The organism is Burkholderia sp. Ac-20349 (assembly GCF_017104865.1).
Lineage (GTDB): Bacteria > Pseudomonadota > Gammaproteobacteria > Burkholderiales > Burkholderiaceae > Burkholderia > Burkholderia aenigmatica.
In genome coordinates, this window is sequence record NZ_JAAGPM010000288.1 from 1 (window position 1) to 3,009 (window position 3,009).

The 3,009-nt window shown below is 68.3% G+C and carries 2 protein-coding genes and 3 pseudogenes; all 5 read right to left on the bottom strand.

What is annotated here, in order from left to right:
• A pseudogene (locus G3N61_RS39955) lies at positions 1-127 on the bottom strand (EamA family transporter); the annotation flags it as partial.
• Positions 124-306, bottom strand: a pseudogene (locus G3N61_RS40380) (hypothetical protein); the annotation flags it as partial. The pseudogenes G3N61_RS40380 and G3N61_RS39955, both read right to left, overlap by 4 nt.
• 134 nt (positions 307-440) lie before the next feature.
• Positions 441-1,862 (bottom strand): sigma-54 dependent transcriptional regulator, encoded by a 1,422-nt coding sequence (locus tag G3N61_RS38480; protein ID WP_043179926.1) that lies wholly within the window; start codon positions 1,860-1,862, stop codon positions 441-443.
• 111 nt (positions 1,863-1,973) lie between these two features.
• Positions 1,974-2,558, bottom strand: coding sequence for a hypothetical protein (locus tag G3N61_RS38485; RefSeq protein WP_043179928.1), 585 nt, complete (start codon positions 2,556-2,558; stop codon positions 1,974-1,976).
• 318 nt (positions 2,559-2,876) lie between these two features.
• Positions 2,877-3,009 (bottom strand): annotated as a pseudogene (locus G3N61_RS40385) (LysR family transcriptional regulator); the annotation flags it as partial.

A 3,009-nucleotide genomic window follows, 5' to 3' on the forward strand; every position in this document is an offset into this window, starting at 1 on the left:
CGATTGCCGCGACCAGCGTGAAGCTCGGCCACAGATAGTTGACCATCGCGACTTCGATCGCCTGCTGGCCGTTGCTTGCATAGCCGATCGACAGCGACAGGCACAGCTCGTACGCGACGAACAGCAGATCGGGCATGGTCCGTAACGCCAGTCGTGCACGTACTCCCAGACTTTCGCGTCGGGCACCCGTTCTGCCTCGACGACGATCGCATGCGCCCGGGCGCACGCCGGACGGCAATAGCGGCGGCCGTCGATCGACCGCCCGCCGACCAGGAACGTCCTGCCGCAGTGACTGCACTCTGCCACGGTAACCTCGGATAAGCGTGATGCGCCGCGTGCCGGCCGCGCGCGCATCGCTGCGCCGGCGGTCCGGACGGGCCGTTGCCTGTCTTAACGGCCGCCGTCGCGCGGTCTTGAGCGGCTGGCTGCGCCGCGGCGCGTCAGCCGTGCAGCCCGTGGGCGGTCATCAGCCGATACAGCGTCGCGCGCGAAATGCCCAGCTCGGCGGCCACGTCCGCGTGCTGGTGGCGGTGCCGCAGCAGCGTTTCCTCGATCGCGTGCCGCTCGGCCTGCCGGCGCGCTTCCGCGAGCGTCGGCGGCTGCCGCGACGTGTACTGCTGCAGTTCGAGATCGGCGGCCGAGATCATCGGGCCGTTCGTCATCACGACCGCGAACCGGATCCGGTTGATCAGCTCGCGCACGTTGCCGGGCCACGGATAGTTGTGGATCGCTTCGATCGCGCACGGCATGAAGCCGCGAATCCGGTGCGAACTGTCGCCGCGATAGCGCCGCAGCACGTGGTCGGCGAGCAGCATGATGTCGCGGCCGCGCACGCGCAGCGGCGGCTCGTCGATGCGCAGCACGCACAGGCGGTAGTACAGGTCGGCACGGAACCGCCCCGCCTGCATCGCGGCTTCGAGATCGACGTGAGTCGCCGACACGATCCGCACGTCCACCGGAATCGACGCGTGCCCGCCGAGGCGCTCGATCGTGCCTTCCTGCAGGAAGCGCAGCAGGCTCGCCTGGCTTTCGAACGGCATGTCGCCGATTTCATCGAGAAACAGCGTGCCGCCGTGCGCGGCCTCGATCCGGCCGATCTTGCGCTGGTGCGCGCCCGTGAACGCGCCGCGCTCGTGGCCGAACAGTTCGGCCTGCAGCAGCGTCGACGGAATGGCCGCGCAGTTCACGGCAACGAACGGCGCCTCGGCGCGCAACGACTGCTGGTGGATCGCTGCCGCCGTCAGCTCCTTGCCGGTGCCGGATTCGCCGGCGATGAAGACGGTGGCATCCGTGTTCGCGACCTTGCGGATCGTCGCGAACAGCCGGCGCATCGCGTTGCACGAGCCGATCATCGTGCCGCCGGGGGGCGCCGCATCGGCGTCCGGGCTGCCGTCCGCGAGCTTCAGCATCCCGTATGCATGGCCGACCAGATAGCCGATCGTCGTGTACGCGGTCGCATTGCGCACGTAGTCGAAGCAGCAGTGGCGAATCAGGCGCGCGATGGCGAGATCCCTCAGCCGCTCGTCGTCGGCGAGCGCGACCCAGCCGACGCGCGGGTCGCGCAGCAGCGCCTCGAACGACATGACGTCGGGCGACGCGAAGCCGCCGAAATCGACGATGCCCGCATGCGGACGGTTCGCCCTGACGAGATTCAGTGCGTCCGCAACGGTTTTCGCGCGCCACACGTCCCAGCCACGCGACGCGAGACAGTCGACGAGCGCGGCATCGGGCTGCTGCGACAGGTAGACGAGCGGCCGCGACGGTACGACATGGTTGCGCCGGACGGCGACGAATGGCGCCGTTCCCGCGTCGCGTTCGAGATCCTGCGGGCCCGATACCCTGATCTGGCAGCAATAGTTCACGATGGCCTCGTCGCTTGGGTTGGTTGTCGAAACGGCCGTCGCCGGATCGCGCAGGGCGAGACGTCGTGGTCCCGCAGCGCGGCGCCGGGCCGTCCTCGGATTGGCGTTTCGCTATCGGCAGAAAACGACGCGCTGTGTGTAGATTTGCGGCTCGACGACCGGCTTCGTGGAACCGTTGAGGTCGTCACGATAGGCGCGGTAGGTCTTGCCGTTCACCGTGACTTCCGTCGCACGGGCCGTCTCGATCGAATTGAGCCCGTTGCGCTGCCACCCGCTCACCCGATCCGCCGCCGTCACGCTCGACTCGCCGGCGATCTTCTGCGTGATCGCGCTGCCGTCGCTCCATGGCTGCGTCTGCATGTCCTCGGCATGCTGCATCGCGCCGATCGTCTTGCCGGTCGGCGTCGGCCCGTTCTGCGCTTCGAACGGCGCACCACGGCCGTACACCGGCGATTGCCACGACGGCGCGTGACCCTCCTCCGGCATCATGTAGATCATCTGCGGATCGCCGATCATCATCATCGGCGCGCATGCCGTGTTGTCGGCACGACCGAGCGTCGTCAGCGCCTGCTCGACGCTCACGGCGTTCGCGGCGGTCTGCTCGCCCAGGATCACGAAGACCGCCGGGTTCTGAAATACCGCCTGCGCTGCGGCTTGCGCGCTGTACAACAACAGAGCGACCAAAAAGATCCTCATGATTGAGGCCTCCTTGCATCCTCGTCGGGCAAAAAGAGGTGTTGACCTCGGGGATGGGACCAACACCCGTCAAACAGGAAACGACCGTCGGGCATCGGGTCCGAACGACGCCCGTGCGGCCGGCGTGCCGGTCGCACGGGCGTCCGACCCGCGTACTTACGACGACGTGCTCGTCGAGATGACAGCCGGAGCCGGCACGACCGGGGCAACCGGAGCGGCCTGCTGGTCGACCGAAGCCGGCGGCAATCCTTGCGCCGGATCGGACAACGCCGGCATGTCGGCGGGCTGCGCAGCGGCCTCGTCCGGCACCTTCGCGTCGGCGCTCGGATGGTCGAGCGGCAGCGCGACGACGAAGCCTTCCTCGAGCACCACACGCGTGTCGATGCCCGCATACGCGGCCGGCAGCCGGATCATCCCGAAATCGATCCGCCGGTCGCGCAGCGCGGCGATC